The sequence below is a fragment of the Pontibacillus salicampi genome, assembly GCF_042434395.1.
Lineage (GTDB): Bacteria > Bacillota > Bacilli > Bacillales > BH030062 > Pontibacillus > Pontibacillus salicampi.
On record NZ_JBHLTP010000023.1, the window covers coordinates 53,727 to 79,295 of the forward strand.

At 39.2% G+C, this 25,569-nt stretch carries 23 protein-coding genes; 12 read left to right on the plus strand and 11 right to left on the minus strand.

The features are described from left to right. Positions 1-29 precede the first annotated feature (29 nt). The 6 genes from ACFFGV_RS19965 to uxaC all read right to left on the minus strand — a co-directional run bounded on the left by ACFFGV_RS19965 (position 30) and on the right by uxaC (position 6,507). Positions 30-1,349: an ABC transporter substrate-binding protein gene (locus tag ACFFGV_RS19965; RefSeq protein ID WP_377351663.1), complete on the minus strand. Its 1,320-nt coding sequence runs from the start codon at positions 1,347-1,349 to the stop codon at positions 30-32. Positions 1,350-1,413: 64 nt separating this feature from the next. After that, positions 1,414-2,049, minus strand: coding sequence for a YesL family protein (locus tag ACFFGV_RS19970; protein WP_377351665.1), 636 nt, complete (start codon positions 2,047-2,049; stop codon positions 1,414-1,416). Positions 2,050-2,070: 21 nt separating this feature from the next. Continuing rightward, the gene (locus ACFFGV_RS19975; protein ID WP_377351667.1) at positions 2,071-2,955 is read right to left on the minus strand and encodes an AraC family transcriptional regulator; all 885 of its coding nucleotides are present in this window, start codon (positions 2,953-2,955) and stop codon (positions 2,071-2,073) included. Between the two features lie 246 nt (positions 2,956-3,201). Further along, positions 3,202-4,047, minus strand: a complete 846-nt coding sequence (locus tag ACFFGV_RS19980) for an SDR family oxidoreductase (protein ID WP_377351669.1) — start codon at positions 4,045-4,047, stop codon at positions 3,202-3,204. Continuing rightward, positions 4,025-5,098: a mannonate dehydratase gene (locus ACFFGV_RS19985; protein WP_377351671.1), complete on the minus strand. Its 1,074-nt coding sequence runs from the start codon at positions 5,096-5,098 to the stop codon at positions 4,025-4,027. Before ACFFGV_RS19985 ends, ACFFGV_RS19980 begins: the two co-directional genes overlap by 23 nt. Further along, on the minus strand, positions 5,089-6,507 hold the full coding sequence (gene uxaC / locus ACFFGV_RS19990) for a glucuronate isomerase (protein WP_377351742.1): 1,419 nt from the start codon (positions 6,505-6,507) through the stop codon (positions 5,089-5,091). The genes ACFFGV_RS19985 and uxaC overlap by 10 nt, the downstream gene beginning before the upstream one ends. Before the next feature lie 192 nt (positions 6,508-6,699). On the opposite strand from uxaC, the gene ACFFGV_RS19995 reads away from it, so the two are divergent. After that, positions 6,700-7,884 (plus strand): ROK family transcriptional regulator, encoded by a 1,185-nt coding sequence (locus ACFFGV_RS19995; protein WP_377351673.1) that lies wholly within the window; start codon positions 6,700-6,702, stop codon positions 7,882-7,884. Positions 7,885-8,070: 186 nt separating this feature from the next. Beyond that, positions 8,071-8,193, plus strand: coding sequence for a helix-turn-helix domain-containing protein (locus ACFFGV_RS20000; RefSeq protein ID WP_377351675.1), 123 nt, complete (start codon positions 8,071-8,073; stop codon positions 8,191-8,193). Positions 8,194-8,561: 368 nt separating this feature from the next. Here ACFFGV_RS20000 and ACFFGV_RS20005 read toward each other — a convergent pair whose 3' ends face one another. Beyond that, entirely contained in the window at positions 8,562-10,037 is a 1,476-nt protein-coding gene (locus ACFFGV_RS20005) for a BCCT family transporter (RefSeq protein WP_377351677.1), read from the minus strand. 356 nt (positions 10,038-10,393) lie between these two features. Between ACFFGV_RS20005 and ACFFGV_RS20010 the strand changes: the two genes are divergently transcribed. The 6 genes from ACFFGV_RS20010 to betB are packed head-to-tail and all read left to right on the plus strand — an operon-like array spanning position 10,394 to position 15,464. Further along, entirely contained in the window at positions 10,394-11,464 is a 1,071-nt protein-coding gene (locus ACFFGV_RS20010) for an amidohydrolase family protein (protein WP_377351679.1), read from the plus strand. 2 nt (positions 11,465-11,466) lie between these two features. After that, positions 11,467-11,829 (plus strand): Rieske (2Fe-2S) protein, encoded by a 363-nt coding sequence (locus tag ACFFGV_RS20015; RefSeq protein WP_377351682.1) that lies wholly within the window; start codon positions 11,467-11,469, stop codon positions 11,827-11,829. A 20-nt stretch (positions 11,830-11,849) separates the two neighbouring features. Next, positions 11,850-12,845 carry an NAD(P)/FAD-dependent oxidoreductase gene (locus tag ACFFGV_RS20020; RefSeq protein ID WP_377351684.1) on the plus strand — a complete coding sequence of 332 codons (996 nt, stop codon included), beginning with the start codon at positions 11,850-11,852 and terminating at the stop codon, positions 12,843-12,845. A gap of 3 nt (positions 12,846-12,848) precedes the next feature. Then, positions 12,849-13,436 (plus strand): chromate transporter, encoded by a 588-nt coding sequence (locus ACFFGV_RS20025; RefSeq protein ID WP_377351686.1) that lies wholly within the window; start codon positions 12,849-12,851, stop codon positions 13,434-13,436. A gap of 2 nt (positions 13,437-13,438) precedes the next feature. Beyond that, positions 13,439-13,972, plus strand: coding sequence for a chromate transporter (locus tag ACFFGV_RS20030; protein ID WP_377351688.1), 534 nt, complete (start codon positions 13,439-13,441; stop codon positions 13,970-13,972). Between the two features lie 34 nt (positions 13,973-14,006). Beyond that, entirely contained in the window at positions 14,007-15,464 is a 1,458-nt protein-coding gene (betB, locus tag ACFFGV_RS20035) for a betaine-aldehyde dehydrogenase (RefSeq protein ID WP_377351744.1), read from the plus strand. A 343-nt stretch (positions 15,465-15,807) separates the two neighbouring features. Here betB and ACFFGV_RS20040 read toward each other — a convergent pair whose 3' ends face one another. Next, complete coding sequence (locus ACFFGV_RS20040; protein WP_377351690.1) at positions 15,808-16,866, minus strand: amidohydrolase family protein; 1,059 nt, start codon at positions 16,864-16,866, stop codon at positions 15,808-15,810. Between the two features lie 397 nt (positions 16,867-17,263). On the opposite strand from ACFFGV_RS20040, the gene ACFFGV_RS20045 reads away from it, so the two are divergent. The 4 genes from ACFFGV_RS20045 to ACFFGV_RS20060 all read left to right on the plus strand — a co-directional run bounded on the left by ACFFGV_RS20045 (position 17,264) and on the right by ACFFGV_RS20060 (position 20,403). After that, positions 17,264-17,905, plus strand: a complete 642-nt coding sequence (locus ACFFGV_RS20045) for a YczE/YyaS/YitT family protein (RefSeq protein ID WP_377351692.1) — start codon at positions 17,264-17,266, stop codon at positions 17,903-17,905. Between the two features lie 861 nt (positions 17,906-18,766). Then, a complete protein-coding gene (locus tag ACFFGV_RS20050; protein WP_377351694.1) occupies positions 18,767-19,270 on the plus strand; it encodes a DoxX family protein in 504 nt (167 codons plus the stop codon). A gap of 106 nt (positions 19,271-19,376) precedes the next feature. Further along, positions 19,377-19,958 carry a hypothetical protein gene (locus ACFFGV_RS20055; RefSeq protein ID WP_377351696.1) on the plus strand — a complete coding sequence of 194 codons (582 nt, stop codon included), beginning with the start codon at positions 19,377-19,379 and terminating at the stop codon, positions 19,956-19,958. A 199-nt stretch (positions 19,959-20,157) separates the two neighbouring features. Then, positions 20,158-20,403: a peptidase G2 autoproteolytic cleavage domain-containing protein gene (locus ACFFGV_RS20060; RefSeq protein WP_377351746.1), complete on the plus strand. Its 246-nt coding sequence runs from the start codon at positions 20,158-20,160 to the stop codon at positions 20,401-20,403. A 419-nt stretch (positions 20,404-20,822) separates the two neighbouring features. On the opposite strand, the gene ACFFGV_RS20065 is transcribed toward ACFFGV_RS20060, so the two are convergent. The 3 genes from ACFFGV_RS20065 to ACFFGV_RS20075 are packed head-to-tail and all read right to left on the minus strand — an operon-like array spanning position 20,823 to position 24,771. Continuing rightward, positions 20,823-21,941, minus strand: a complete 1,119-nt coding sequence (locus ACFFGV_RS20065) for an AAA family ATPase (protein WP_377351698.1) — start codon at positions 21,939-21,941, stop codon at positions 20,823-20,825. Next, the gene (locus tag ACFFGV_RS20070; RefSeq protein WP_377351700.1) at positions 21,941-23,104 is read right to left on the minus strand and encodes a coiled-coil domain-containing protein; all 1,164 of its coding nucleotides are present in this window, start codon (positions 23,102-23,104) and stop codon (positions 21,941-21,943) included. The genes ACFFGV_RS20065 and ACFFGV_RS20070 overlap by 1 nt, the downstream gene beginning before the upstream one ends. An 11-nt stretch (positions 23,105-23,115) precedes the next feature. Then, positions 23,116-24,771: a hypothetical protein gene (locus ACFFGV_RS20075; RefSeq protein WP_377351702.1), complete on the minus strand. Its 1,656-nt coding sequence runs from the start codon at positions 24,769-24,771 to the stop codon at positions 23,116-23,118. Positions 24,772-25,569 lie beyond the last annotated feature (798 nt).

Sequence of the window (25,569 nt, forward strand, 5' to 3'; positions counted from 1 at the left end):
AAGCTAGCTTCTGCCCCCATTCTCCTAACCTATTGGTTATTTGCTAGCACTTCTTCAGCCTTCTTTCTGAATAAAGCCGCTGCTTCCTCTGGCGTTATTTTGCCGTAGTAAATTGCCTCTTCAATCTGCGTTTCAAAGAAATCTTCAATTTCAGTAGCCCCTTGTGGATCTGGCTCGTTTATCTCGCTCGCATAATCTTCTACTAGCTCTAGGTAATCAAACATTTTCTTACCAGCATCTGATAAATTCGGCTTCAAGTGCTCTCTCACTTTGCTTGAAATTGGCACACCTCGTTCTGCATTTAAAATTTCGTTAGCTTCCAGGTCATTCGTAACAAAATCTATGAATTTTGCTGCTTCTTCAGCCTTCTCGGATTGACTTGTTACGGAGAAGAATTGCCCAGGTTTTACATAGTGACCAAGCTCGCCGCCTTCTAGCATTGGCTGAATCGTTAGAGCAAGCGGACGGCCTGCTGCCTGCTCTAGAGCTAAGATTTGGTTACTGTGTAAATCCGTAATTACGGCAGTCTTTTCATTAACAATCGGCATCTGCTCCACATTCGTACCAGCACTCATGAATAATTCTGGTGGCGCAGCAGCACCGGATTCCAGCACATCTACTGTATGCTGCAGATAATCAACTAACAGCTGGTCATTCTCATAGCCAAGTCCTGACCCATCCTCGTTGTAGAGCCATACACCGTTTTCTCTAAGATAGTGCTTAAAACGCATTATCCCGGCATTCGGCTGCATACCATAAACCCCTTCACCGAGCTGATCAGACAGTTTTTGACCCATTTCTTTAAGATCTGTCCACGTGTAGCCTGGCTCAGGCACCTCAACCCCTGCTTTTTCAAATAGAGACGGGTCATAGACGAGTGTATGGGCATTGGCCCCAATGTTAACAGCGTAGAGTTTGTCCTCCAGCTTTCCTCCATCTAAATAAAGGGGATCGACATCATCGAAATTAAGTACACCAGAGTCGATGAACGGATTTAAATTTTCTAAAAGACCGTTTCCTGCATATTCCGATAGGTATTTGTAATCCATTTGAATAATATCAGGCAGATTCCCACCCGCCGCCTGAGTCGCGAGCTTGTTCCAATACCCGTCCCAGCCGCTGAACTGTGCTGAGATTTCAACATTTGGATTCTTTTCTTCATATAAATCTATCACCTTCTGGGTCCGGTCATGACGTTCTTGGGAGCCCCACCACGTCATACGCAAGGTGACTTTCTCACCTTCCTTTTCTCCTTCACCGCTTGCATCATCTGAAGCACAAGCGCTCAACAAACCTACAGCCATCCCTATCACCAGAAGTAACACCAGTCGATCCTTAATCATTTTCATCTCTTGTCCTCCTAAATTTGAAATTAATAATAATTTAGATAACGCTTACATTTTACTGTTATAGTCACGCTGCTTCTAAAGCCTCGGTCACATCATTTACTTTCTGAAAAGTTTTATTGACAAACAGCAAGATTAATAAACAAGGGAGACTTACTCCGAAGAAGGGTAATAGCTTTGGAAAGGATAATACAATAAACCCGCAAGCTCCAGTTGTGAGTAGCATGGCTAGCGTGTGAATTGGCTTGAGCATCACCGCAATCCACGAGTTTTTGATTGTATGTTTAATCGTAAGCTCATAGTTAATGAAAAATGGATAGGAGTAGCATACTGTCATTAAATACCACATGGATAAGGTGAATGTCAGCAAGGAGATTCCTTTAAATAGCAGCCCTTCACGCGACGCAAAGAACGTAAGGTCAAAATAAAGGATTAAACCCAATAGAATGAGGACATAGCTTAGTAGATTCGCTTTCCAAAATCTTTTTTTGTAAGTAGACCAAAAAGTGGAGAAAACACCTGTAGATTCATCGCCTTGCAGCCATTTCATTTGAACTGTAAACAGTGCAGCTGTTGCAGGTCCGATGCCGAATACTCCCAACCCTACAATGGAGAACAACAACCATAAAACATTGACGTAAGCGAGCCTCATAATCCATTCACAAAGCCATAATGCTTTCTCCACAACAGGATAAATGTTCATGACCTCCCACCTTTCTATCCCCTATGTCACATTAGGGTCTGCCTTTCCATGCTGCTTCCGAAAGGTAACCGGCGTCGTACCGTTATATTGCTTAAAGAGACGGCTTAACTGAACATGCCCGTTTAGTCCAATGGTAAAGGCAATAGATTCTATAGATTGCTCTGATGTCAGCAAAAGCTTCTTGGCTTCTTCCATACGGCGCTTCGTTAAATACTTTTTCACGGAAATGCCTGTCACCTCCTTAAAGTAGTGGCACATGTAATACTTATTGAGGTGGAGATCCACGGCAATCTGATCAAGGGTCATGTCCTTCATGTAATGCGTATTCACATAGGTAAGCGTGCGTTCTACGTGGTTGTCCCTCTGCCTCCAAATGCCTTCACTGCTTCTCCCTTCGTACAAGGCTGCCTTGCGATATATCTTCACGAGCAGCTGTACGAGTGACGACGTAATCATCGCCTGATAGCCAGCCTGTTCACGAAGCTTTTCTTCATTCATGTCAGCAAGGATGGTATCAACCCGGTCACACTCTTCCAACCCCCACCTAATTAACTTGCCGCCCTCCTGATTAAATAAAGCTTTTACTCTCTCATAAAAGGCAGGCTCCAATGTACCTTCCAAGAACTCAGGAAGAAAATTAATAAAGCTTCTACGATAGACGCCTTTTTCAGGATTTACCCCGTGAATAGTCTCACCGTTCAAGAGGAGCATGTCTCCAGGTTGAATCTGATACACCTTATTCTCGATTAAATAATTAGCCTTGCCTTCATAAAAGAAATAAATTTCATACCCTTTATGGGAGTGCAATGTCCAATTATGTTTATTTGTTTCCAGCTGATAGCCCATTTTAAATTTATTCGCTGCTAGCTTCTGATTGGTATCGAAACAAACACGGTAATCCTCCATAATGATGTGCCCTCCTTCCTTTTTTGATTATTTCGATAATTTACATCATCATACCAGATAATCCGCCAGCAGAAGTTACATTTCTTGTCCCCTTCTTAACAGTTCTTGCTTTTCTTCTTATTTACACCATTAACGAGCTTAGCAACTGGAAAAAAAAGGAATATTCGAAAAGGAAATAGGTCCATCAGCATCCAATCCCTTCATAATATCCACCAAGATAAAGCATTTTCCATCAAGAATTGCATATTATACACCAGAATAAGCGGAAAACCCGCCGTCGATTGGAATAACCACTCCGTTGACAAAGCCGGATGCCTTCTGATCTACAAGCCAGAGCAATGTGCCAATCAGCTCATCAGGCTCGCCAAACCGCTCAACAGGAGTTTGTGAAAGGATTTTCTCTGCCCTTTCGGTAAATGTCCCATCTTCCTGAATTAGTAGCTCCTCATTTTGCTTGGTCAAAAAGAACCCAGGTGCAATCGCATTAACCCGTACTCCTACTTTAGAAAAATAAACAGCGAGCCATTGCGTTAAATTAGAAATAGCAGCTTTCGCACCGCTATAGGCAGGAATTTTCGTGAGTGGACGATAAGCATTCATCGACGATACATTTATAATAGTCCCTGCACCAGCTGCTGCCATGTCTTCCGCAAACACTTGAGTAGGAAGTACCGTCCCCAAGTAATTCAGGTCAAAGAGGCCGGAAATAGCCGAAGGATCGAGATGGAAAAAGCTATGCTCATCCAAAGGCCCATTCTGACGATAAAACTCCATACCGGTTGTTGCATTCGGATGGTTGCCACCTGCTCCATTGAGAAGTACAGTACAAGGACCTAATGTTGCGGTAATATGCTCACGTGCTCTTAACAACTCATCCTTATTAAGGACATCCACACAATAACCAAATGCCTCACCGCCTTCTTCGCGAACTTTGGTGACAACCTGATCGATTTTCTCCTGATTTCGAGCAAGCACAGCAACCCTGGCTCCACACGCTGCGAGCGCCCGAACCATGACCGATCCAAGCACTCCGCTTCCCCCAGTAACTACCGCCACCTGCCCCTTTAAATCAATATGAAATGGAAGCTGCATGCTGATCCCCCTCTTTCATTCTAGATTTGACTGTATCGATGATGCCATTTAAATAGGAAGCCCCCAGTGCACGGTCATACAACCCGTAACCCGGACGTCCCGATTCTCCCCAAATCATCCGTCCGTGATCGGGACGAATCGGACCGTTATAGCCCGTTTCAATCAGCTTTTCCATAACCTCAATAAGCAGCAGCGATCCATCATGAATGGAATGCGATGTTTCTTGGAAGCTTTTCGGGCCTGTCCACTTCACATTGCGAGCATGCACGAAGTGAATACGCCCTTTGGCCATTTCAATCATCGAAATCAAATTATTCTCCGGGTTTGCGCCATACGAGCCTGTACAAAACGTTAGACCGTTCGCTTGAGAGTCTACAGCCCGGAGAAGCTTGGCAACATTCGTTTCATTGGTCACGACTCTTGGCAGCCCAAATACGGACCAGGGTGGATCATCCGGATGAAGGGCGAGCTTGATATCTTCCTCTTCTGCAACAGGTACAACCTGTTCTAAGAAGTAAATGAGATTATTCATTAAATCGTTCTCCGTGAGACGTTTAAACTGTACGATTAACTCACTAAGCTGGTCTGTTTGATAAGATAAATCCCAGCCAGGTAGCGTTAAACATCCGCTTAATGGATCAATCACGTCAGCTGCTTCTTGGTCAAAGGCGAGGGAGTGAGAGCCATCTGGAAAGGGAGCTTCCATGGCCGTTCTTGTCCAATCAAATACTGGCATAAAGTTATAGCAAACTGTTTTCACCCCGGCTTTTGATAAGTTACGGAGCGTGGCTTGGTAGTTGGCAATGTAATGTTCTCTTGAGGGCAGCCCAAGCTTAATGTCCTCATGAACTGGAACACTTTCTATCACATTTAGCGTTAATCCATGAGCCTCAATTCTCTTCTTAAGCTCGTTCACTTTTTCTACCGGCCATACGTCCCCTGGTGGAATGTTATAAATCGCTGTCACAATCCCCTTCATGAAGGGGATTTGCCTGATATCTTCAAGCTTGACAGCATCGTCTTCCCCATACCAGCGAAAGCTCATGTCCATTGGTTAGCCCCCTCTCTCACTAGCTCAAAGTAATGAGCCGCATTATGGTAAGATATCGCCGAAACGTATTCGCCAAGTAATGCTTGATCCGCAGGCACCAGCCCTTTTTCACTCCACTCTCCTAGCAAGTTACAGAGGATGCGACGAAAGTATTCGTGCCGTGAAAAGGATAAAAACGAGCGGGAATCAGTCAGCATCCCGATAAAATGGCGTAAGGTTCCAACGTTTGCGAGAATCTGCATCTGGTCCCGCATACCATCCAGATGGTCGTTAAACCACCAGGCAGTTCCAAACTGAATTTTGCCGGGTTGTTCCCCGCTTTGGAAATTCCCTGCCATTGTTGCGAGAATATAGTTGTCTCGTGGATTTAAGCCATATAATACAGTTTTCGGCAGCTGACCGTGCTGCTCTAGTTGATTAAGAAAGGCAGACAATGGTTCCGCAACTGGACGATCCCCAATTGAATCAAACCCGCTGTCCGGTCCAAGCTGTTTAAACATTTTCGTATTATTGTTTCGTAACGGACCGATATGGAGCTGCATGGCCCAATTTTTCTCCTGGTATTTACCAGCTAGTCTCAGTAAGGTGTGGGTCTTAAATTGTTTGGACTCGTGCAATGTGACAGGCTGATTGTTGAGTCGCTTGTCGAAAATCCGTTGAACCTCTTGCTCCGACGCTGGTTCAAAGACCATTTCACTCAGCCCGTGATCCGAAGCACGGCAGCCAAGGGCATCAAAAGCATCGATCCGCTCATCAAGAGCATCCATAAAATCGGTGTAAGTGGTGATGGTTTTGTTCGTCCGGATTGCTAACCGTTCCACCCATGAAACAAACTGGTTTCCATTCACTTCCAACCCTTGATCTGGACGAAACGACGGGGCAACGAAACAGGCTAAGTCACTTTCTTGTAAATAACGGTGGTCATCTAAGACATCAGTGGGGTCATCGGTTGTACCGAGAAATTCGACTTTGTTCGCTTTTAGAAGAGAATGAGTGGTCATAGACTGCAATTTCTCATTCCCAAGTATCCAAATCTCTTCCGCCGTTTGTTCGCTGAGCAGAAGGTCAATGTCAAAATACCGCTTGAGCTCAAGGTGTACCCAGTGATAGAGCGGATTGCCAAGCAATTGTGGCACAACCTTCGCCCAAGCCAAAAACTTTTCTTTGTCCGAAGCATCACCTGTTATGTACGCTTCCTCAATGCCACAAGCTCTCATCGCCCTCCACTTGTAATGATCACCTTCTAGCCAAATTTCTGTCATGTTGGTAAACGTGCGATTGTGTCGAATCTCTGTTGGAGATAAATGATTATGGAAATCAAGAATAGGCAATGCTTTCGCATAAGTGTTGTAGAGTCTTTTCGCCATCTCAGTATCTAGAAGGAAATCGTCTGAAATAATCGGATTCAAGAACAAACTCTCCTTTGCTTCTATATTTTAGCTTGTTGAAAAAAATGCTCTAAGGGAGGGAATCTAGGATGGGGTCCATTTACACAAAAATATTAATGTAGATACACTTTGTTTGTTTACCCAACAAACTATATGTATTATACTAAATGTAAGCGCTACATATTTCAAGTGTTTTTTTGAAAGGAGCCTCTCATGAGCAAAGCAAACGGTCAATTAATGAAAACAATGAACCGCAGACTGTTAATAGAAACAATCATCGAGCACGGTACAATCTCAAGGAGTGAACTTGCTCGAAAAATCGGTCTTAATAAATCAACCGTTTCAGAGCAAATCAACGGACTACTAGAAGAAGCATTACTGATTGAGGAAGAAGCAACGGCATCTTCTGGAGGAAGAAAGCCGATTTTCTTAAAAATCAACCGACAGGCAGGTTATGCGATTGGTGTCGATGTGGACCATCCTCAAATTCTGGTCCACATTACCGACCTGCTCGGCGAGACGCTTGAAGTTCGTACACTTCACCTCGAAGACGAGCCGATTGATCACGCGATGGACGTTCTCATTAAGGCGTTACAGGATATTCGGTCCACCTACGACAAAACCCATACCCCGACCGGACTCACCGGGATTGGCATTGGCATACATGGCATCGTCCGTAACGATCAGCATGTAGTCTTTACACCAAAACTGCAATGGAAGGATACAAACATTCAACAGCGTTTAGAGGAAGAAATTCAAGCACCAATCTATATCGATAACAATTCCAACCTATCAGCGTTCGCCGAGCAAGCTCTTCGCTTCTCATCAACAGAGGATCTATTCTGTGTCACGATGTATTCAGGTATCGGACTCGGAATAGTGAAAAACCGAGAAATCTATCGGGGCTTCCAAGGTTTTGCCGGAGAAATTGGACATATGATTATTGAATCAAATGGCCGCTTGTGCCCATGCGGCAACAGAGGCTGCTGGGAAGGCTACGCCTCGGAAAAAGCGATACTCGCAAGACTCCAGGAAGTGGACGATACCCTCCAACCACAAGAAATTCCCGGACTTCTCCAGAGCGGCACACATATGGATGTATTTAATAGCTTTTTTGATTACATGTCCATTGGACTCAACAACATTATTAACATCTTTAATCCAGAAACTATTATCTTAAACGGCGACATACTCAATCAAAACCCACACGTTATTTCCCAGATTGAAGTACGCCTTAAATCCAAAATGAACCACTATAAACGCATTGAGCCCTCCCACCTCGGCAAACATGCCTGTGCACTGGGCGGCAGCATGGTGGCACTCAAATCCTTCTACGGCATCCATCAATTGAATTTAAGCCAGTACGAATATCACGAGAATCTTGCAAAAACCATATAACATAATGGATACAACTAAACTATTCTCCATTACCATTAAAGGGAATACCCCGTGAAGATAAAGGAGAATGAACGACAGACCTAAATCCTTAAGAATAAACTGACCTGAAACTCTCTTAAGTGATAAAGGTCTCCCGTTCATATTGTTCTATAACAAGGTGAGGGACCAAAAAAAGACCAATCCAAGTTGGATATGGCCTTTCGGATGTATGATAGTAAAGAATATAGTATAAAAGAGATTCTGGATGCTACTGGAATGGGTCGTGCCACGTTTTATAGGTACTTGAGTAATCGAAAAGAAGAAAAATAGAAATCAACGTATGAAGGAGCGTTGATTTCTATTTACGTTTTTTTGAGAATACCTCTCTTTTCCACTTTCAGGAGATTGGAGTATCAAGCTACAGTGCAATTAGGTTTTAATTCCCTTATATTGAACTAAATAGGTTTAATACTTTATGACTATCCGTTATAATCCAGCTAATATATTTGGAGGAAGTCCATTATGAATGCCCTCTAACCCCGAACTTTCCCTAATAAGGTTAATTTATGAATTCGACTCTCTCATCAGGTTGATTCATCAAAATATTATTAAATTCCTATAACAATGGAGCTAGTCCATATTCCAAAATAGGTAGTAGTAACAAATCTTGACAATATTTCTCCATGGGTAACTCTAAGTTAGTCCCTTAATTCTTGACTAAAGGACTTAAACAAGCCAACGACTGTCCCCAATAAAATGAAAGACAGAGGTAATCCGGAAATTATGGTCGCTGCTTGTAATCCATCTAACCCACCTGTGCCCATTAATATAGCCGCGATGGCTGTCATAATAATCCCCCAACTAAACTTAACAAAAAATGGGGGATTCAGGCTTCCATTTGATGTTTGCATACCTAGAACAAAAGTAGCAGAATCACCAGACGTAACAAAGAAAGTAAATATTAATATCAAAGAAATGATTGATAGAAATCCGCTTAGCGGTAGCTGATCATATACGTAAAATAATGCTGTTTCCAAACTCTTACCTGATACATCCATACCCTGTACTAAATCAAAGTACAAACCTGCACTTCCAAATACCCCGAACCATAACGTACAAACAATGGTAGGGGCTATAATAACAGCTGTGACAAACTCTCGAACCGTACGTCCTTTCGAAACACGAGCAATAAATGTACTCACAAAAGGTGTCCAAGAAATGAACCATGCCCAGTAAAAAATGGTCCAATCTTTTACCCATTGATTGTCCTCCTCCGTGAAGGGAGCAAAGCGTAATCCCATACTCGGAAGGTTCTGCACATAAGACCCAAATGTTGAAGTGAAGGTCTCCAACATGAATTGGGTAGGTCCTAGGAATAGAAAAGAGAAAAATAATAGGACTGCTAATATTAAGTTAGCATTACTGAGATATTTAATTCCTTTCGATAAACCGGATGAAGCAGAATAAATAAATAGTATAGCGGTAATACCCATAATCCCAAGTTGCGTTGGAAAATTGACGGGGATACCCATTAGATAATTCAAGCCACTATTTATTTGAGATGCCCCGATCCCTAACGCAATTGTTACCCCAAAGAGTGTTGCAAACACAGATATTATATCTACCACATAACCTATTGGCCCATTTACTCTAGAACCTAATAAAGGGTACAGGGTCGCACTCATCATACCCGGCAATTTCTTTTTGAATTTATAGTAAGCAAGTCCTAATCCTACAATTGCATATATGCCCCAAGCATGAAATCCCCAATGCAAATATGTATATTCCAGCCCTTTGTTTGCTGATTTAATGGTGTTTGGTTCTCCAAATGGTGGGTTAGAATAGTGCGCCACGGGCTCTGAAACCCCCCAAAAAAGTAGACCTACCCCCATACCCGCACTAAACAACATGGCAAACCATGTAGCTGTACTGTACTCAGGAGTATCATCGTCATCCCCTAATTTAATTTTTCCATATTTACTCATTGCTATGAAAATACCAACGATGAAAAAAAGCGAAACGATTAGTTGATAAAACCATCCGAATTGATCCAAAACACTATTACGCAATGTCATCATCACTTCATTTAAGTTTTCTGGAAAAATCACTCCCCATCCTACAAACACAATACCAATCCAAATTGCTACCCAAAACAAATTTGTAAACTTGTTCAAGATACCCCTCCTCACAAAAATTTTAATTTGTACTGTATAAAAAATATGTTCTGTACATGGTTTAGGAGTTTAACTTACCCAAATTTTATATGCAATGTCGAAACCAGCTAGATAGAGTGAAAATTAATGTGGAGATTGCCCAATGACAAGTTTTAGAGAGTCACAAAATTTTTATAAAAATTTTAATTATGCAATTTTACTCAAAAAAAACAAAATTCTATTACTGAGGAGAACTGAGCTTCACTGAGGAGAACTGAGCTATCTAAGTGCCACTCAATCCATCTCACCGACTTTGGAGCACTGAAAAAGGAATGCTAAGCTTCATATCGTTAAACATCAAAACAGGAGGTTTCTATATGACCCAAAATGACATTCCGTTAATCGATACAGACATTCATGAAAGAGTGAGCTATGAACAAATACTAGATTACTTGGAAGAACCGTTTAAATCGTATATTACAGATTGCCAATGGATACAAGAAAAACACATGCCTTACACCCAGCCATCTGTTGGTGGAGTGGACCGTGCGGATGCTATCCCGCCAAGTGGAGGACCTGCTGGTTCAGACTTAACGTTCATGCAAGAACAACTTTTAGATGACATAGGTCATGAAGCAGGCATTTTAACCAGTGCATTGGATCCATCCCCTTCTTCTATGCATGGGTGGCATGAAATGGCTGTGGCATTAGCTTCTGCTTATAACAACTGGCAGATAAAAGAATGGTTGGACAAGGATGAGCGATTGTATGGTTCTGTCCATATTGCAGCCCAAGAAAGAGATGAAGCTGTAAAAGAAATCGAGCGTGTCGGTTCACACCCTAAGATGGTGCAAGTGTTGTTACCTATTGACGACATCATGTGGGGAGATCCTTACTATCACCCTATTTTTGAAGCTGCAGAAAAACATAACTTAATGATAGGGATGCACCATAATGAACCACCTGTTTATTACGGGAAATGGCCAAGGTACTTTATCGAATGGCACACTCTTATCCCTACTGCTCACATGAAGCAAGTGACCAATATGATTTTTAATGGCGTATTTGAAAAATACCCTAACTTAGGTTTGATAATGATTGAGGGTGGTTTTACATTTATCCCGCACCTGATGTGGAAAATGGATCAACAGTATCGAGATCTTCGCCATGAAGTGCCGTGGATCAAACGGAAGCCAAGTGAGATTATGAAACAGCATGTACGATTTACGACCCAACCAGCAGAGGAGCTTACCAAAAAGGAAATGCTCTCCCTGATTGAGCAAATGGGAACAGATGAGATGCTGTGCTTCTCTACGGATTATCCTCACTGGGATTATGATTCACCAACTCGTGCACTGCCACCTTTAGATGCAGACTTAAAGCGGAAGATTTTCTCGCAAAATGCAAAATCTTTTTATCCAAAACTTCCTAATACGGAGGAGGAATAATGATGAAAGAGCAAATTGTATGTAAGCAGCACGACATTCAACCAGGAGAAATGCAAGAATTTACGTTTGGTAAAGTCGGGGTCGTGCTTTGTAGAACACCAGATGGAGAGTTTTATGCATTCATGAACTCGTGCATTCACCAAGGAGCTCCACTCGGTAAAGGAAAGCTATGTGGAGCTACTCAATCTACCACAGATGGACCTGGTGAATATGAGTATTGCCAAGTGGGGGAAATTATACGTTGCCCTTGGCATGGTAGAGAATTCGATGTAAAGAACGAAGGTAAGATGCTTGCTGATTCGTCTAAGAAGCTGAAAAGTTTCAACGTTAGAGTAGAAGATGATGATGTCATTGTGTACAAATAAACGATAGTAAGGTGATGCATATGAGCAATTCAAATCTAGTAGATGTAACCATCATCGGAGGAGGACCTGTGGGGTTGTTTACTGCTTTTTATGGTGGTTTACGAGATATGTCAATTAAAGTAATAGATAGCCTACCACAATTGGGTGGCCAATTAATGGCTTTATATCCTGAAAAATATATCTATGATGTTGCCGGTTTTCCTAAAGTGTTAGCGAAGGACTTAGTTTATCAACTAGAAGAACAAGCAAATCAATTTAATCCGGAAGTATGCCTAGATGAGAATGTCCAACATGTTGAAAAACTAGAAGATAATCTATTTAAGATTTCCACTACAAAGGATGTTCATTATTCTAAAGCAGTCATAATTACAAGTGGTGCAGGAGCCTTTCAACCCCGCAAGTTAAAAGTGGATTGCGAGCAGTATGAAGGAAATAATTTGCACTATTCCATAACTGATTTGGAATCATTTAGAAATCAACGCGTTTGTGTTTCCGGAGGAGGAGACTCCGCTGTTGATTGGGCGCTTATGCTCCAGGATAAGGCACGCGAAGTAACACTCGTGCATCGAAGAGATAAATTTAGAGCACACGAACATAGCGTGAATGAGTTGAAAAACTCGAATGTAACTGTTAAAACGCCGATGGTGATTGAAGAGCTCGTTGGAGAAAATGGAGTGATTGACTCTATCCACCTCAAAGAGAAAAAAACAGAATCATTAGAAAAATTAAGCGTAGATGCTCTGCTAGTGAACCATGGATTCCTAACCAGTTTGGGGGCCATTAAGGAATGGGGGTTGTCCCTAAACGGCAATGCTATTGAAGTGAATTCCAAGATGGAAACTAATATTCATGGTATCTATGCAGCGGGTGATATTGCTACGTACGATGGAAAAGTAAAGTTAATTGCCTCTGGATTTGGTGAAGCACCAGTAGCAATCAGTCAAGCAAAACACTATATTGACCCAAATGCCAAAATCCAGCCTCTCCATAGTACAAGCATTATGGGTGAAGGGTAATTGTTGGCTACTAAACCATCACAAGCTAAAAGGGTGTCTGCCACACATAAAGATTTGCTCACCCTTTTTCTTGTGTTTGCAAAGATTAGTCCTCTTACATTTGGCGGAGGTATAGCCATTATCCCCCATTTGGAGAGTGAATTTGTTCGAAAGAAAGGTTGGTTTAAAACAGAGGATATCCCAACCATGCTAGCTATTGCTCAATCCGCACCTGGTTCCATTGCAGTTAATGTCGCTATTTATATTGGCTATATTTCTAAGGGAATATGGGGATCCTTAGCGGCATTGGTAGGTATGGTGTTGCCTGCAAGTCTGATAATGACTATGCTCACCTATCTATATGTAACCTATAACAACTTATCCATTGTTCAACAAGCATTTAAAGGGATAAGGCCAGCGATTATCGGTCTGATTATCTACGCAGCCTTTCAAATTGGTAGAAATGCTATACAAGATAAGCTTACTGTTATCATCTTTATCATTTCTCTAGGCTTACTGTTTTCTCAATCAATATTTCCATTGATTATGATTGCAGCTGGTGGAGGGATAGGTATGCTTTATCCTTATATTTCCTCCCAGAAAGGGATATAACCATGATTTTCCTGTTGTTTTTTGAGTTTCTGAAAATAGGATTTTTCGGTTTTGGTGGAGGGTACGCTATGATTCCACTCATGGAACAGGCTGTCCGCAGGCATAATTGGCTCACTCCCGAACAATACACGGATGTTATTGCACTTGCCAGCTCAGCTCCCGGTCCCATAGCTTCTAACGCCGCTATGTTTGTAGGATATGAAACAGCCGGTATCCTTGGTGCAGTGGTAGCAATTATAGGTAGTCTACTCCCTTCTCTTTTCCTGATGTTAGTCCTTATCAGACTAGTATCAAGAAACAGAAATACAAGGAAGCTTAATAATGGACTATATGGCATTCATCCTGTTATTACAGCGCTCATCTTATATGCAGGTATTCAAATGGGATTTCAAATTAAGTTATTTTCCTTTAATGCTTCATTTGGTACACAAGTTGGGATTTTGCTCCTTACTATTGTACTCATGGTGAAAAAAATCTCACCACTTTGGATCATCGTAATAGCTGGAATAACAGGTATAGTGATATATGGTATGTAAATAAAAGGAGGTTCTCAAATTGATTAAAAAGAAAATGTTTATAAATGGCGAATGGATAGATGCCAAACATGGTGAAACGCGTGACATTATCAACCCATTTAATCAAGATGTTATTGCAAATGTAGCTGAAGGTACTAAGGAAGATGTAATAGAAGCAATACAAGTAGCGCGTCAAACGTTTGATGAAGGAGATTGGCGTAAATCTACAGGATTAGAGCGAGGAAAGCTAGTTGTCAGAATTGCTGAATTAATAGAAAGAGATAAAGAAGAGTTAGCAGAATTAGAAACCTTGGATACAGGAAAAACATTAACAGAAAGCTTGCAGGATATGGAAGACATTGCGGAAGTCTTTCGTTTCTACGGTGGCCTAGCGGATAAGGACGGCGGTGAGATTATCGAATCACCCATACCGAATTCCAATAGCAAAGTTGTTCATGAACCAGTTGGAGTATGCGGACAAATAACACCATGGAATTACCCATTATTGCAAGCTTCATGGAAATTAGCCCCGGCCATTGCCACGGGGAACACATTAATTATCAAACCTAGTGCTATTACTCCATTAACAACGATTAAAGTGACAGAGTTAATCGAAGAAGCTGGAGTACCAGCAGGGGTAGTAAACCTAGTACTGGGATCAGGCTCCAAATTAGGTCAAGAACTGGCTGAGAACTATGATGTTGATTTAGTATCTTTCACAGGAGGAATGGAAGCAGGTCGTAAAGTAATGACGGCTGCAACAGGGAACTTTAAAAAAGTATCCCTTGAACTTGGTGGAAAAAACCCAAATGTTGTCTTTAGTGATGCTGACTTTGATACCGCTGTTGATCAAGCGTTAAATGCCGTGTTCTTTCATGCCGGACAAGTCTGTTCCGCAGGTGCAAGATTGATTGTAGAGGATTCTATACATGATACATTTGTGGAAGAATTAATCAGACGAACCAAAAACATTAAACTTGGAAACGGCTTTCATTCTTCTACTCAATCAGGCCCACTTATTTCTCAAGAACATTTAGATAATGTGGTGAACTATGTACAAATTGGAAAAGATGAAGGTGCTCATCTAGCTATAGGAGGAGCACGACCGCAAGGCGAAGAAGTAAAAGATGGCTTTTTCTTTGAACCTACCATTTTCACAAACTGCGATTCTTCTATGCGAATTGTTCAAGAAGAAACGTTTGGTCCTATTTTAACAGTCGAGAAATTTCACTCGGAACCCGAAGCAATTCAACTAGCAAATGATTCCGTTTATGGTTTGGCTGGAGCAGTTTGGTCTGAGGATATCTCTAAAGCAGAAAGAGTTTCGAACCAATTAAGGATGGGGACAGTTTGGATTAATGATTTTCATACGTATTTCGCGCAGGCACCATGGGGTGGTTATAAAGCATCTGGAATTGGTAGAGAGTTAGGAAAACAAGGTATAGAAGAGTACACAGAAGTCAAACACATCTATAGAAATACAAAGCCTGAGCCACTTGGTTGGTTTGGATAAGCTTTAATAATTAGATTAGCAAATAAGTAATAATTACTTGTTAATGGCAGGAATTCCGCAAGTTCTTATCTTTCCTGATGATTTGGAAGCATTCGCCCATTACTTCCTATTGTCCTGAGGATAAGATCAGCATTCTTCAAATAGCCAGAAATTAAGTGTACCCTACAAACACCTTTTGTGCTGTAGGGTACACTTATATGTTTTATGCATTTTTACACAGTAGTAAATGTTGAGACGTAAGGTAGATAAGACTTACAGCAAAAATTGATGGAATCAAGGGAGGATGCTAACGCATAGAAGAAAGCAACCTCATGGCACCATTTGTTCTGACTACAATAACTTTCTACCTGTTAGAAAGTTTCGGATAAAAAGCACGAGCGTTTTTGTAAAACAACTTCTCCTTTAAATCTGAATCGAGATTCGGTAAGGAACGAGTTGGAGAATCATAATCAAAGTGAGGATAATCGGTAGAGAAGCACAGCATCTCATCCGTTCCCATTTGCTCTATGATAGACATAAATTCTTTTTTGGTTAGTTCCTCTGCAGGCTGAGTGGTAAATCGGAAATGTTTCTTCATAATGTTACTTGGCTTTTCCTTAACCCATGGTACTTCGTTTCGTAAGTCTCTATATTGCTGATCTAATTTCCACATTAGGTGTGGCACGAAGGTGAAACCACCTTCAATCATCATGACACCTAGGTTTGGATATTTCTCAAAAACACCATTGAAAATCATATTGGTGACTTGCTTCATGTGAGTCGTTGATATCATAGAGTGCCATTCAATGAAATATCTTGGCCATTTCCCATAATATACAGGTGGTTCGTTGTGGTGCATACCAATGATTAAATCATGCTTTTCTGCAGCCTCAAATACCGGATGATAGTAAGGGTCGCCCCACATAATGTCATCCATCGGAAGCATAACCTGAAGCATTTTTGGATGATTCCCCACCCGCTCTATTTCTTTTATTGCTGCATCTCTATCTTGAGCAGCTACATGAACTGACCCATAGATTCTTTCATCTTTTTCTAGCCAATTCTCAATTTGCCAGTCATTATAAGCAGTTGCAAGAGCAGCTGCCATTTCATACCATCCATGCATGGAGGATGGGGAAGGGTCCAAAGCTCCTGTCAAAATTCCGATTTCATGACCGATATCATCCAGTAATTGCTCTTGCATAAAGTGTAAATTTGATCCAGCTGGACTACCATCCGGTAATACGGCATCTGCTCTATCCAGACCAGCAACAGTGGGTTGAACGTAGGGCATGTGTTTTTCTTGAATCCAGTTACAATCTTTAATATAGCTTCTAAAGGGTTCATCTAGATATGCTAATAAATCTTCATATTGGGCTCTTTCATGTATGTCTGCATCGACTATAGGGATTCGTTGACTCATTTTAGTTCCTCCTCCATTCCAAAGTGTTTATCATTTCCCATTTATGGTAGCACCAGAACTATCAATCCTCCAAAACGCAAAATAGGTCAATATATACGTTCAGCGCTCTCAGTGAAGTTCAGTGAGACTCAGTGAAGCTCAGTGGAACATATTGGATAGTTGATTGAAACCTAGAATCTCTATAAAATTTAGCTTATTAGTAGATATCAAAAGATGTAGGGAGTAATTTAAAGAAAATGAGATGTATTTATAATATTCCCCTATATACTATTTCAAATGGTTCTACATCTATTGTACAGACGTCTATTAGATATCCATGATAATATGTTTCTCATTATTAGTGGGATATTCTTTCACCGTGGGAACAACCTGAGGATTATAAGAAAGGAGGCTTCCTATGAGCTACCGAATTTTCATTTATATATTAGGGATTGTCACTAATTTCTTCGGTGTTGCACTTGTCATCAATGCAATGGTTGGGGCTGGTTTTTGGCAGTCATTATTCATTGGTTTATCAGATATTTTTGGATTAACAGTCGGATTTTGGAACGGGGCTACTCAGTTAGTGCTTATTTTCATTAATTCCTGGTTGATAAGGAAGTCCCCGGAATTCCTCGCTCTTATTCCTTTGGTTTTGGAAAGCCTTGCTTTAGATTTTTGGCTAGAAATAGGGTTTGCTCAAGTTAACTTAGTTGGTGCTCCACTCGTATTGCGGTTATTGTTAATGCTCCTGGGTATTGTTTTTATAGGAATAGGAATTGCTTTATATTTGTTCCCTCAATTACCACGGTCCCCTATTATTCAAGTCACGATTGTTATTAGTCATCGTTTTGAGATTAGCTTAAGATTCGCACAAACACTGATAGCTATCGTTGTAGCAACCGCAGCCCTGATGATTGGTGGTCCTGTTGGTATTGGAACAGTTGCATTAACAATGTTTAGTGGTGTATCTATCCAGTATTTCTATTCAAGCTTGTATTTAACGTACCGTCGGTTTCTTCCATCCCAAAATAAAGAAATTGTAACTAGCCGTATATAATCCTTTCGCTATGTGGTCTTGAAAAGGGAATGTACGGTAGTGTAAACCTGTTTCCCTTTCTGCCCCAACAGAGAAAAAGCGATTGTTCAATGTGAACAATCGCCTAAATCTTTCATCCCCTCCCCACTACAAACCCATATGACCTTGCCTTGATTATATAGGCTTGTGCACATTCCCACCATTGTGTGTATCTCTTTGCAGAATTACCTCCCTTGCTTCAGTCGGGTAGGACTCTACATCGAAATGAATTCCTTAGTTTGCTTTAGTATTATATTTATGGATTTGCTTTACGTAATCAATTGCATCTCCCATGTTCTGTATTGTCCCCCACTAAGGATCACCGATTATGTTTGCTTGCCTCTATGAATTTCTTCTATTCACTTTTTGAAAGTTGCTATTATAACTTAGATAAACATCATGCATTTCTTCCTCGTTTTACATTCTGATTTAATTTAGAGGTAGAAGGAGTAGTTGTACCCCCCCACACACATTATTAATAAAGCATAATAGGAAAAATACTCTACTTGTACAAGCGAATCATGTAGAACCTTCATCATATCTTTCAATCCTCTTAATTGATTCCCTTTCTATCCATGAGAAAATCAAGTACATCGTTTTTGGATGTTCTCTTTTTTCCTCTCTTACTATAGAAAACCTAAATAGTGCTGTAGTAAAACATTCATGCAACAAAATTCCCCTGATCTTTTAACTGAAGAATATAGATTTGACATATTACCATATTCCATCGTAGAATTTACCACACAACAAATTTTTTCCCTAAGGAAACTTTTTGTTCGTTGGTAAAAATGATAGTGCCATTAAGTTCTATACCTTCAAATTATCTAAAAAAAGGATGATGATATGTCTACATGGCTACGATCGAGTAGAATAGCAGCTATTTTACTAAGTGTAATACGGGTGTATGTTGGATGGGTATTTTTGTCCGCAGGATGGAGTAAAGTGTTTGGACCCGAACCTTTTAATGCTATTGGATTCTTAAAAGGAGCTATTAGTAAATCAAGTGGAGAACACCCCTCAGTACAGCAGTGGTACGCAAATTTCCTAGAAAATTTCGCCATACCAAACGTTGAACTCTTTAACTTCCTAGTACCTGCGGGAGAAGTTCTCGTTGGAATTGGATTAATCTTTGGTATATTCACGAGGTTTTCTAGCTTGATGGGTGCATTTCTTAATTTTAGCTTCTTATTCGCGGGTACTATTAGTGTTAATCCTAATCTCATCATAATGGAATTTCTCATTCTTGCTAGTGGGATGAATGCTGGTCGTTATGGTATAGATTCTTATCTAAAACCATTACTCAACAAAGCAACTAGCAATTCCAGTAAGACACAAAGCATTAGTTAAGCTTAAAACATTATGTACTTATGACTAATCTTCCACTAAGAGAGAGTGGAAGATTAGTCCAAAACAACTTATTTTACAGTTATTAAAAGCGTAAGGGGATAATATAATGATAGGTTTTTTGTCTAGATCTTTAGGATGGAGTACGAAAGTAACTGTTTTTACTATACTCCTTGCTTCTATATTTTCCTCTATATCTACTTTTGTGTTATCTAATGCTTCTATAATGCTAGGGATAATTACTGTCTTCTTTTTCATCTCATTTGGAGTCATTTCTGATACGATTGGGTTGTCTGCAGCTGCCGCGAAGGAGTATCCATTCCATGCTATGGCCTCAAAAAGAATTGTAGGAGCAAAGGAATCTGTTCATATTTGTAAGAACGCAGAAGTCTTTTCTAGCTTTTTTAATGATGTAGTGGGAGATATATGTGGAATCGTCAGTGGTTCAGCGTCAGCAGCCGTTGTACTACAATTGTCCTTGATGGCTGGTCAAAACGAAGACTCCATTTACCATTTAATCATGGCCATTATATTTACTAGTATTGTGGCCGGTTTAACGGTTGGTGGAAAAGCCTTATGCAAGGAGATTGCTATTAGAGGTTCAACAAAGATAATCTTTATCCTGGGAAAAACCATTTATTTACTAGAAACTAAATTGTCTATCCAAGTTTTTTCTAGTGATAAAAAATAGAAAAAGGGATGAGAGGGTTATATTCCAAAACTTTCTTAATTTCATAGACCTTAAGTCAGGCAAACGTGTTCATCGAAGCCTGCTCTTTTGAGTAGGCTTCGATGAACACGTAACTCCTTCTCAAGCCTCTATCTATCTTTTCCCAAATAAGGGAATTATCCATGTCATCCTCTCACAAGGAAAAGAGAGGCAACCAATCATAAATTCAGATTGGGACCCTCAGAAAGAATACATTCCACGAACAGAGAGAAGCGAATGGGTTGCAGTTGGTACTATTGGTCAAACACTCGCTAGAGACGATGGATCTTGCACAGTTCATGGGTATTGTTGTCCAAATACAGAAGGAATAGCTACCTCTTCTGATAAAGGATACCTTGTTTTAAAAAGAACTGGCGAAAATCAAATTCTTATCTTACTAAAAAACACATCCATACTTTCTGGCTGAAGCTCAAGTGGACATAGAAGAGATTTTGGACCGATTAGGACATAATGATGAAAAAACGACTTAAAAAGTGTACCTCCATGTAATAAACGTAAAAATGCGTAGTATTAGGTGAAATAAAATTCAAGGTAAAAAAGCAGCAAACGTCTGGGAAAGAAATTCCTAGAGTTTTTGTATATAATCCATAAAAGTACATCCATTACTCAATATCGTATTTTCTATTGTTTAGTATTCTTGTACTACGTAATAGGTATTAAACAAAGAAGCAGAGTCAATTAAATTTCCACTTAATACGGTTGTCCTTTCGAGCAAGAACCAGAACAGAATCACCAACCTTTATACTATCTTCATCAACTCAGTATTAAGAACCTTTGTAGCCTTGCTCAAAGGTTCCTATTACTGAGTATTCGATTGTTGATTTATTACTCTATGGAAAAAAGCCCATCATCTTGAGGAACATCTTCTTTAGTAATTAACATCAACGATTCTTTAGCAAAATGCCCAGTCAACTTCGATAACCTCTTCGACTGATTCAGGGTTATATTATCAAACAAATTCCGAACAAGACGACCATTTGAAAAGTGATCATCTTTTTCATTTAATTTCGTATGTAACAAATCTCGAACTTTTTCAATAGCTTGATCTTCCGCAAAATAGTCATTTTGATTACAGGTGTAAATAAATATTCGAACAAGCTCATCTAGTGAATAATCACTAAATGTAATAAAAGTATTGAATCTTGACTTTAACCCTGGGTTGGAGTCAAAGAAATGCTCCATTAAATTCGTATATCCAGCTACGATTACAACTAGGTCATCACGATAATCCTCGAGTGCTTTTGTTAGCTCAGTCAGGCTTTCTCTCCCATAACTATCGCTACGATCGTTCTCTGTTATACTATACGCTTCATCAATAAAAAGGACTCCACCTTTCGCACGATTAATTAACCTTTTTACCTTAATTGCTGTTTGTCCTTGATACTCACCAATTAAATCAGTCCTACTCGTTTCAATAAAATGTCCTTTATTTAGCAATCCAATAGCTTTAAACATCCTCCCAACAATACGAGCCACTGTAGTTTTTGCTGTGCCGGGATTACCCAGAAATGCCATGTGCAAAGTTTTGTCAGGTTTCTTCAAGCCGTTTTTCTCTCGTAATTGTTGAATTTGATTATAGTCAATCAAATTACGAATTTGTTGCTTCACATTTTCGAGTCCAACTAATTCATCTAATTGGTTAAGTAGCTTGTCTAATGAAACATTTGATGAATCTTTTAAGTTTTGGTATAACCCATCAACTTTTGATGCTCCTAGATATTTATATAATATCTCAACAACTTTTTCTTGCTTTTGCTCCATCCTAGGCAAGGAGTTTTTCTTAGTTAAGATACCTAGGTTTTTAATTAACTCTAAAACTGCTCTATCAATTTGTTCGTCAGTTATTTCTTGAACTAATTTTTCAAAATCAGAGGTTTGCCCTAAGGAAACATCTATCTGCCTAGCTTCTTTAATAAGCTGGCGTTTGTAATGCTCTGAAATCATTATAGTACCCCACTTATTATTAAAATCACTAGAAAAAATATTATAGCAATACTAGCAAATGAAATAACCCTAGTAGTCTTCAAAGCTTTTGATAAGCCTCCTGTCAACAGACTAAGCTCTGCAATCTCATTTTTTGCCTTTGACAATTCAGATTCAAGATAGGCAGACATACTTTCTTCTTGTTTTTCCATTCCAATTTTGAGTTCCTTAATATCATTTTCAAAATTCATCTTATTGTTGGCAACTTCGTTAATAGTTGAACGGATTTTGGTATCAAACTCCGAATAGTTTCGGGCAACCATTTCAAATAAAGTTTGGATGTCATCTTGAATTAATCGTTTTAGATCACTGTATTCCTCTCCATAAATAGCAACTTCTTTGTTTAGGGTTTCGATATTAGTCTTGTTCTCTTTACTTATTGCTTCGATTTTAGATAAACCATCATCTTGATGTGAAACTAATTGTTTCATTGTTTCAAATTGTTCAACTTGATTTTCTTTAAAATAATCCAAATTATCTTGAAAAACTGAATGTGAAGATATCAATTCATTTATTTCATCAGTAAGGTCAGCTACTGTCAGATCCTGAGCTTCAATCTTTGCTTCGATTGCTTTAAAATAACCTGGTATTGTAGAATAGATATCAAAAATTTCATCCACATCTTCTATGTGTTCTATCCTCTCAATCTTATCTTTAAAGTTTTTCAGAACCTGAATTACCTGTTTTTGTTGATTAATCATTTGTTTGATTTGATCTTGATTTTCTTCAACGCCTTTTATTCCTCTTAATGCTTTTGAATTAGCTTCTTCAGCTGCTTTCAATGAGATTAAAATCCCCTGAATGTACTCTTTATCTAATGCAGAAAATGTATCGTAAATAGTATTAAACTCTTGTATTGTTCTAACAAGAGCTTTATTTTGCTCGATCAATTTATCTTGAATACTTTCAGTTAGTCTATTTAAGTCACTACCCGTCACATCATAATTAAACCACCCAAATACCCCTCCCGAAAGTGGTACACTAGGTAACTCTGCTTCTGCAGGCAATTTCTCACTGAATGCCTTTAGCTCAAGTTTCTTTTCATTAAAAACAGTCGAGCTAGTAGTCACATTTCCATTCTGTTCATTATTTTGATTTTGTTCTCTCTCCTTTATATTCAACACTTCTAATCACCTCAAAGTAAATCTTCTAAATCACTCTGCATTTGAACTAAATCACTCTGATTTTCACTAGTATTTTTATTGTTTTTAGAGTTATTGGCATTATCATCAAATATATTATTAAGCGATTGTCGCATTGCGCCCTTCGCTAATGCATGATTCTCTGAAACTTCGCTCATAATATTTTCTTTCAATGCTACTACACGATTTTCAGCTACAGAAATTTGTACTTGTTGAAGACTTATTATCCCATTTTTCTTATCAATAATTTGTTCGTACTTTTCTTCTTTTAACTTTTTGGCGATAAACTTATCGATAAGATTTAAAACTATTGCACCAACTAATCCAGACACCAAACTTGATAAAAATAACCCAATCGTATTAGCAAGTGTGCCAATCAGTGGTATCTCAATTTGCATACCAGGAACTGTCAGTAAGAATTTTTCGAATACCTCTCCTAAGAAAATCGCACTGCCACCAACTAATCCAACAGTTATTATTTTCCCAACTTGTGCTACCTTAACGGTAAACGGCTTGTCCTTATTCCTCTTATCTCGAAGATAATTAACTGCATCAATAACAGAAGATATTCCTTGCTTAATAAAACTCGCCAATTTCTTAAAAATATTTACAATAGGTCCGAAGATTTCAGATATGATTGTACCAATTAATGTTGATGCTCCAGTTTGGAAAACACTTAGAATTTTGGAAAAGAAGGATTTTAACGCTTGCTTCATTTCAGATAAAAATCCTTTAAACGACTTAGATTTGCCTTTCAAGAAACGAATTAGACCATTCATGATTTCTTTCAACAACGAAAAAAGTGCTGAGATGGCCATATTCTTTAGAGCATCTTTTCCGGCTTTTTTCCCAATTCCTTTTGCTGCATTAACTCGAATATCTTTATTAATCGGTTTTCTTGCTTTTTTATCAGCTTGCAACATAAGATCGTCATCAGCAGCAAGCTTATCGTTCAAATGTTTGTCATTTTCTTCCTTTTGTACACGTTTATCAACATCTGATTTGTTTGATTCATCGACTTTTTTATTCGCCTTCTCGTTTTGTTCAATAAGATCTTTTTCCCTGGTTTCCCGTGTTTCTACATACTCTTTGTTGCTTTTGGCACCTTTACTCTTATTCAATGATTCGTTTGTCGGCTTTAGATTTTCTTCTTTATTGGCAAGGGCAGCTACATCTAAGTTTGCTTGCTTTCTTCTTTGATTCTCAAATAATTCTTTTCTAGTTACTACATGGTCAAGATTAGCTTTTTCACTAGGCTTTAAGTCTTTTCCTGTGTATTTATCCTTTAAATTTCCAGATTGTTGTTGATCCCTCATTGCCTTATTGGCATCTTTATATCGTTGGTCTTTCATAACCGAATCAGCAATATCCTTATACTGCTCAGGATGCTCTCTATCATATTTTTGAATTAATGTCTCATTAGTAATGTCGAGTCCAATTTGATTTCCGAATTGTTTCCAAACTTCATCCATGACTACTTTTCCTAAAGAATCAGGATTAGAAATGGTTTCTCTATCTTTTTCCAGTAGCTCTAAATCAGAAAAACTTTCTTCCAACTGTTTTGATAAGGAAACTTCCAATTCCTCGAAATCAAAATCCGTTTCGACATTACCAATTTCATTATTTTGATTCGCACCCCTATTAGACAAAAGCTTACATCCCTTCTAAATAATTTTAATCAATATTTTGTTAAGAATACTGCTGTTATTATTATTTCTGAAGTGCTTCTAACTGATATGAGTAATTCCCGACAGTGAAAGATATGTTAAGCTCTGCTCCCCATCAAGCACTGTTCTGTTTGTGATCTTCACATCAATATTGCTTTGAATAAATTATAATTCTCTCTAATATTAAAATCATACCAGAAGATAACTAAATTTTGTTTATATTTTCCACGATTCCTGAAGATAGAAGTCCGTAGTATGTATCTACTATGTAATAAAAAAGTTACTACACAAATTCATCCCATTTGTGGAAGAAAACTACACCACTCCCCTTTCCCCTAACCTAACGATTTTCGTTGTGATAAAAGATAAGATGTAAAAATCCCTATATAATCGGTCTTCCAACTTTACTATATTTGTATGAGTTAAATAAGATATCAGTATCAATAAAGAAAATCCAGTCAATATCCAGTCGGAAGTACTACCTCAAACCACCAACAAAAAGACCTACAGATTATAAGGATGTTTGAGTCCAAGAGATACCCACCAATCAACATATTCCTTCACTTAACTTACGAAGCTAAAAAATTTTTCATATATTTAAAGCTTAATCTTCCCATACCACATAAAAAAGCTTCCCCTCATAAGGGAAGCTTTCTCATAATTATGGACGGAAGTACCCATTTGGATAACGGTTAACTAACCCTAGCTGGCTATAAAGTTGATTTATGTATCAGCCCACTCATACACAACATCTGGGAACGACAGTTCAGGGTTTTAATC

Coding starts and splice junctions, on each gene's coding strand:
- ACFFGV_RS20030 (WP_377351688.1), top strand. CDS start 13,439: ATGATTTTCCTGTTGTTTTTTGAGTTTCTGAAAATAGGATTTTTCGGT.
- ACFFGV_RS19965 (WP_377351663.1), bottom strand. CDS start 1,349: ATGAAAATGATTAAGGATCGACTGGTGTTACTTCTGGTGATAGGGATG.
- ACFFGV_RS20065 (WP_377351698.1), bottom strand. CDS start 21,941: ATGATTTCAGAGCATTACAAACGCCAGCTTATTAAAGAAGCTAGGCAG.
- ACFFGV_RS19975 (WP_377351667.1), bottom strand. CDS start 2,955: ATGGAGGATTACCGTGTTTGTTTCGATACCAATCAGAAGCTAGCAGCG.
- ACFFGV_RS19980 (WP_377351669.1), bottom strand. CDS start 4,047: ATGCAGCTTCCATTTCATATTGATTTAAAGGGGCAGGTGGCGGTAGTT.
- ACFFGV_RS19970 (WP_377351665.1), bottom strand. CDS start 2,049: ATGAACATTTATCCTGTTGTGGAGAAAGCATTATGGCTTTGTGAATGG.
- betB (WP_377351744.1), top strand. CDS start 14,007: ATGTTTATAAATGGCGAATGGATAGATGCCAAACATGGTGAAACGCGT.
- ACFFGV_RS19985 (WP_377351671.1), bottom strand. CDS start 5,098: ATGGACATGAGCTTTCGCTGGTATGGGGAAGACGATGCTGTCAAGCTT.
- ACFFGV_RS20045 (WP_377351692.1), top strand. CDS start 17,264: ATGAGCTACCGAATTTTCATTTATATATTAGGGATTGTCACTAATTTC.
- ACFFGV_RS20050 (WP_377351694.1), top strand. CDS start 18,767: ATGTCTACATGGCTACGATCGAGTAGAATAGCAGCTATTTTACTAAGT.
- ACFFGV_RS20040 (WP_377351690.1), bottom strand. CDS start 16,866: ATGAGTCAACGAATCCCTATAGTCGATGCAGACATACATGAAAGAGCC.
- ACFFGV_RS20015 (WP_377351682.1), top strand. CDS start 11,467: ATGAAAGAGCAAATTGTATGTAAGCAGCACGACATTCAACCAGGAGAA.
- ACFFGV_RS19995 (WP_377351673.1), top strand. CDS start 6,700: ATGAGCAAAGCAAACGGTCAATTAATGAAAACAATGAACCGCAGACTG.
- ACFFGV_RS20020 (WP_377351684.1), top strand. CDS start 11,850: ATGAGCAATTCAAATCTAGTAGATGTAACCATCATCGGAGGAGGACCT.
- ACFFGV_RS20010 (WP_377351679.1), top strand. CDS start 10,394: ATGACCCAAAATGACATTCCGTTAATCGATACAGACATTCATGAAAGA.
- ACFFGV_RS20055 (WP_377351696.1), top strand. CDS start 19,377: ATGATAGGTTTTTTGTCTAGATCTTTAGGATGGAGTACGAAAGTAACT.